Origin of the sequence: Mesorhizobium sp. M1A.F.Ca.ET.072.01.1.1, assembly GCF_004023325.1 — a bacterium.
Lineage (GTDB): Bacteria > Pseudomonadota > Alphaproteobacteria > Rhizobiales > Rhizobiaceae > Mesorhizobium.
In genome coordinates this window covers 1-4808 of the sequence record NZ_RZSF01000414.1, presented here as the reverse complement: position 1 = coordinate 4808, position 4808 = coordinate 1, and the positions used below count along the sequence as shown (strand labels likewise).

At 66.7% G+C, this 4808-nt stretch carries 5 protein-coding genes; 3 read left to right on the top strand and 2 right to left on the bottom strand.

The genetic code is table 11. The annotated features are described in order from the left end of the window. Positions 1 to 307 precede the first annotated feature (307 nt). A complete protein-coding gene (locus EOA32_RS33115) occupies positions 308 to 1072 on the bottom strand; it encodes a slipin family protein (RefSeq protein ID WP_066999450.1) in 765 nt (254 codons plus the stop codon). After that, complete coding sequence (locus tag EOA32_RS33110) at positions 1069 to 2451, bottom strand: nodulation protein NfeD (protein WP_128373967.1); 1383 nt, start codon at positions 2449 to 2451, stop codon at positions 1069 to 1071. Before EOA32_RS33110 ends, EOA32_RS33115 begins: the two co-directional genes overlap by 4 nt. A 192-nt stretch (positions 2452 to 2643) precedes the next feature. Here EOA32_RS33110 and EOA32_RS33105 point away from each other — a divergent pair, with 192 nt between their 5' ends. The 3 genes from EOA32_RS33105 to EOA32_RS33095 all read left to right on the top strand — a co-directional run. Beyond that, entirely contained in the window at positions 2644 to 2880 is a 237-nt protein-coding gene (locus tag EOA32_RS33105) for a DUF1127 domain-containing protein (protein ID WP_164746786.1), read from the top strand. Between the two features lie 261 nt (positions 2881 to 3141). Beyond that, entirely contained in the window at positions 3142 to 3720 is a 579-nt protein-coding gene (locus EOA32_RS33100) for an OsmC family protein (protein WP_095778850.1), read from the top strand. A gap of 168 nt (positions 3721 to 3888) precedes the next feature. After that, positions 3889 to 4808 (top strand): NAD(P)/FAD-dependent oxidoreductase (locus tag EOA32_RS33095; RefSeq protein WP_128373966.1); only part of this gene is annotated, 920 nt, incomplete at its 3' end.

The window sequence follows — 4808 nt, the reverse complement described above, 5'->3', positions numbered from 1 at the left end:
TCCCCGACCCGCATTCCTCGGCGCTGGGCGGCAAGGGCGTCGGCGAGCTCGGCATCGTCGGCGTGGCGCCGGCGATTGCCAATGCGGTGTTCCACGCCACCGGGAAGCGGGTGCGGGATCTGCCGATTACGCTGGAGAAGTTGATTTAGCGCCGGCCTTGTCTCCCCCCTCGAGGGGGAGATGTCGCCGAAGGCGACAGAGGGGGTCGCCGCGCGTGGGGCGCCAACCTACAACCGTCGCAATAGGCCGAGTCCAGTCGGACCGACCCCCTCTGCCCTGCCGGGCATCTCCCCCTCGAGGGGGGAGATCACCTGCCCTGGCTCTGGCCCTTCAAAAACTGGCTAAGCAGATCCACCGGCAGCGGGAAGACCACGGTCGATGAGCGCTCGCCGGCGATGTCGTGCAGGGCCTCGAAATAGCGCAGCTGCATGGCCTGCGGTTCGGCCGCCAGCATGCGGCCGGCCTCGACCAGCTTGGCCGCCGCCTGCTGCTCGCCGTCGGCGTTGATGACCTTGGCGCGCCGCAGCCGCTCGGCCTCTGCCTGCTTGGCGATGGCCCGAACCATGCTCTCATTGAGGTCGACATGCTTGATCTCGACATTGGAGACCTTGATGCCCCAGGCGTCGGTGCGCTGGTCGAGGATGTCCTGGATGTCGCTGTTGAGCTTGTCGCGCTCGGCCAGCATCTCGTCCAGCTCGTGCTTGCCGAGCACCGAACGCAGCGTGGTCTGCGCCAGCTGGTTGGTGGCGGTCATGAAATCCTCGACCTGGATGATCGCCCGCTCGGCGTCGACGATGCGGAAATAGAGCACCGCGTTGACCTTGACCGAGACATTGTCGCGCGAGATGACGTCCTGCGGCGGCACGTCCTGCACCACAACGCGCAGGTCCACGCGCACCATCTGCTGGATGAAGGGAACGAGCAGGATGAGGCCGGGCCCCTTGACCCCGGTGAAGCGGCCGAGCGTGAAGACGACGCCGCGCTCATATTCCCTCAGGATGCGGATCGCCGCCGACAGGAACATGATCACCAGCAGCGCGAGGATCAGATAGGCGACATAGCCGAGCGTCATTGTTTTGCTCCGTCGTTTCCCGCTCCGTTGTGACCTGCACCACGCCGCCGCACCGTCAGCACGAGATCGCTGACGGCGGTCACCTCAGCACGATCTCCGGGCGCGATCGGCTCCTCGGCCTTGGCGCGCCAGCGCTCGCCGAGCGCCAGCACATGACCTTCTCCGCCTTCCCAGTCGAGAACGTCCACGGAAAGACCGTGCATGGCCCCGCCGCCGACGCGCGGCGGATTGCGGCGCGCTGCCCACAGATAGCTGCCGGCCAGCAGCGCGAGGCCCAGCGTCAGCGCCGCGGCGGGGCCGATGACCGCCCACGATATGGCGAAGCCCGGCCCCGCGACCTTGAGCAGCATGGCCGCGCCGAGCAGGAAGGCGGCCGCGCCGCCGACACCCAGCACCACTGTCGGACTGAAAGCCTCGACGATGAGGAAGGCGACGCCGAGCAGCATCAGGGCGAGACCGGTATAGTTGATCGGCAAGAGATCGAGCGCGTAGAGGCCGAGGACGAGGCAGATGGCGCCAATGACGCCAGGCGCCACCGCACCTGGGCTCGTGACCTCGAAGACGATGCCGTAGAAGCCGATCAGCATCAGGAGGACGGCAACGTTCGGATCGGTGATGACCGCGAGAAGCCGGATGAACCAGCCGGGATCCAGGACCTCGACGGCCAGGCCCTTCGTCGCCAGCACCTCTTTCTTGCCGGCCACGTCGACGGTGCGGCCGTCGGCGAGCTGCAGCAGCTCCGCCTTGTCACGGGCGACGAAGTCGATGACATGTTGCTGCAGCGCCGCGCTTGCCGAGAGGCTCGCCGCCTCGCGAACCGCCTTCTCGCCCCAGTCGCCATTGCGCCCGCGCAGTTCGGCGAGGGAGCGGATCAGCGCCACCGCGTCGTTGGTCGCCTTGGCCATCATCGGGTCCCCGGCTGGCTTCCCGGTGTCCTTGTCGTCCTTCTCACCGCCGGGAAGCGAGGGCAGCCCGCCGATCTCGACCGGCGTCGCGGCGCCCAGATTGGTACCGGGCGCCATCGCCGCGACATGGGTCGAGTAAAGGATATAGGTTCCGGCGCTCGCCGCATGACCGCCGGCGGGCGCGACATAGCCGATGACGGGAACGGGGGACGCCAGGATATCGGCGATCATCTCGCGCATCGAGGTGACGAGGCCGCCGGGCGTGTCGAGCTGAAGGATGAGAGCCCCGGCGTTGCGCTCGGCCGCGGTCTTGAGCGCTTCCTTGAGCTGGCGCGAACTCGCCGGACCGATGGCGCCGTCAATCGCGATGCTCAAGGCCATCCTCTCCCCCGCCGTTTCGGCCGAGGAGAAGGGGAAAACCGCCGCGGCGGCCATGAAAGCCGCTGCCAGAAGGGCCACCCGCGCGAGTTTCACGCCTCAAAGCTCCTTGGGATTCAATATGGGGTTGTGCCGGGGCAAGTCCAATGAGGGCAGCGGAGCGGGTAATCTCCCTCCTCACGATTCCACGGCAATTTCGACGTCGCCTCCAACGCTGGCTCCCTCGCCCCTACGTCATTGTCCCCATCGACGGCGCGAATGAACGCGCTCGCAACAATGGAGACGACAATGACGACGATGGATCGTTTGCAGTACGAAACCGACCGCACGGGCTTCAACCTGTTCGGCTCTGCCCGCCGCGGATTGCGGCTGGCCTATCACGCCATGCGGATGCGCAGCGATCGCGCCGCGCTGCGCGCCATGCCGGACTATTTGCTCAAAGACATGGGCATCAGCCGCTCGCAGATCGAGCACTACACGTCCACGCGCGCCGCGCTCGCCGCAGCCGGCAGGACGGACGCCTGAAGCGGATGAACCACTGCATCGGCGGCCGGCCGGAAGGCTGGTGAAAACCCCGGCTCGCCGGGGTTTTCGCGTTCCGGCGCGAAGCATTGCCGGCACTGGAGCCGGTCGCGGGCTGCCCGCCCCAATGAAACGGGCGATGCAATTTCCACGGTGGGCGCACCAGAAATTCCACGCTGCCATCCACTCTCGTTCAAACGCATCGGCGTCAAAAAGGAAACCGTCACGGCAACCAAGCCGCAAAGCAACCTTCGGAGTAGTCACATGCAACCCAGCACCAAACCTGCCCGCGTTCCGCTCAATGGCGTCGACACACCGAACCTCCTGGCGACCATCAATTTCGTCGCCGGTCAGCCGGAGCTGGCGAAATTCCAGTTCCGCGCCCACAACGAATGGATCGAAGGCACCCACAGCAAGAGCGTCATGCATGGCTTCCACGGTGCCGGCCAGGAGCAGAAGCACGAGAAGCCCTTCTATGCCGACAGCGACCATCCGGCGATCCTGTGCGGCGCCGACAACGCCCCGACCCCTGTCGAGTGGCTGCTGCATGGGCTGGCGAGCTGCCTGATGGCGGGGCTCGCCAACATCGCCGCCGCGCGCGGCATCAAGCTCACCACGGTGAAGTGCTCGGTCGACGGCGACATCGACCTGCGCGGCATCCTCGGCATCTCGGACGAGGTACGCAACGGCTTCCAGAACATCCAGGTGTCGTTCGAGGTCGAGGGCGACGCGCCGGCCGAGAAGCTCGAGCAGCTGGTCGAGCAGGCCCGCGCACGCTCGGCCGTGTTCGACGTACTGACCAACGGCGTGCCGGTCACGGTCGGCATCAAGACCATCCAGTGAACTAAAGCGCGTCGTCCTGGAAACGGTTCAGGCGACGCGCCTTAATTCTTTGTTTTGACGCATGTCGTTGTCCCAGAACCGCTGCACACTTCTGGGCGAAATGCGTTAGCTGAAGCGACGGTTCGGAGAAATCCGGACCGTCTCTCCCCAGGGCCTCGGAACAGAGCCATGAAACATGCTGACGTCGTCATCATCGGCGGCGGGCAGGCCGGGCTTGCGCTCAGCCATTGCCTTGGCCGCGCCGGAATCGACCATGTCGTGCTGGAGCGCGGCCGCATCGGCGAGCGCTGGCGCACGCAGAGCTGGCGATCGCTGAGGCTGTTGACGCCGAACTGGCTGAACGGCCTGCCCGGCTCGCCCTATGAGGGCCCGGACCCCGACGGCTTCAGGACAAAGGACGTGTTCGTCCATGATCTCGAAACCTATGCAAGCCGCTGGCAGGTGCCGGTGGAATGCAGCGTCGAGGTCACCTCCTGCAGGCGGACCGGCGGCGGCTTCGCGCTCGCCACCGGCGCCGGCGACTGGTCGGCCAGGGTCGTAGTGGTGGCGACGGGGCATTGCGACCGGTCGATGATGCCCTTTGTGTCCGAGACCAGAGGCGGACCGCTGAATATCCACGCTTCACAATATCGTTCCCCTGGCGAGTTGCCACCCGGCGAGGTGCTGATCGTCGGCGCCTCATCTTCCGGCGTGCAGATCGCCGACGAGCTCGCGCGCGCCGGCCGGCGTGTGATGCTGTCCGTCGGCAAGCATACGCGCCTGCCGAGACTGTGGCGCGGCAAGGACATCTTCTTCTGGCTCTGTCAGATGGGTGTGATGGCCCAGCCGCTCGACGGGCTCGCCAATCCCGAGAGCGCCAGGCGGCAGCCCTCGCTGCAGCTCGCCGGGCGACCGGACAAGGCCGATGTCGACCTTGCCACGCTGCAGGCGCTCGGTGTCGAGCTCACCGGCCGCGTGCTCGGCATAGCCAACCGCGAGATCGCCTTTGCCGACGATCTTGCCGCGCAGATCGCGGCGGCGGACGCGAAGCAGGCGCGGCTGCTTACCGAGATCGACCGCTTCGCCGGCGCCGCGCGGCCCGGCCGGCG

Excerpts from the sequence above, each read along its gene's own strand:
- EOA32_RS33115 (WP_066999450.1), bottom strand. The coding sequence starts at position 1,072 with ATGACGCTCGGCTATGTCGCCTATCTGATCCTCGCGCTGCTGGTGATC.
- EOA32_RS33105 (WP_164746786.1), top strand. The coding sequence starts at position 2,644 with ATGACGACGATGGATCGTTTGCAGTACGAAACCGACCGCACGGGCTTC.
- EOA32_RS33100 (WP_095778850.1), top strand. The coding sequence starts at position 3,142 with ATGCAACCCAGCACCAAACCTGCCCGCGTTCCGCTCAATGGCGTCGAC.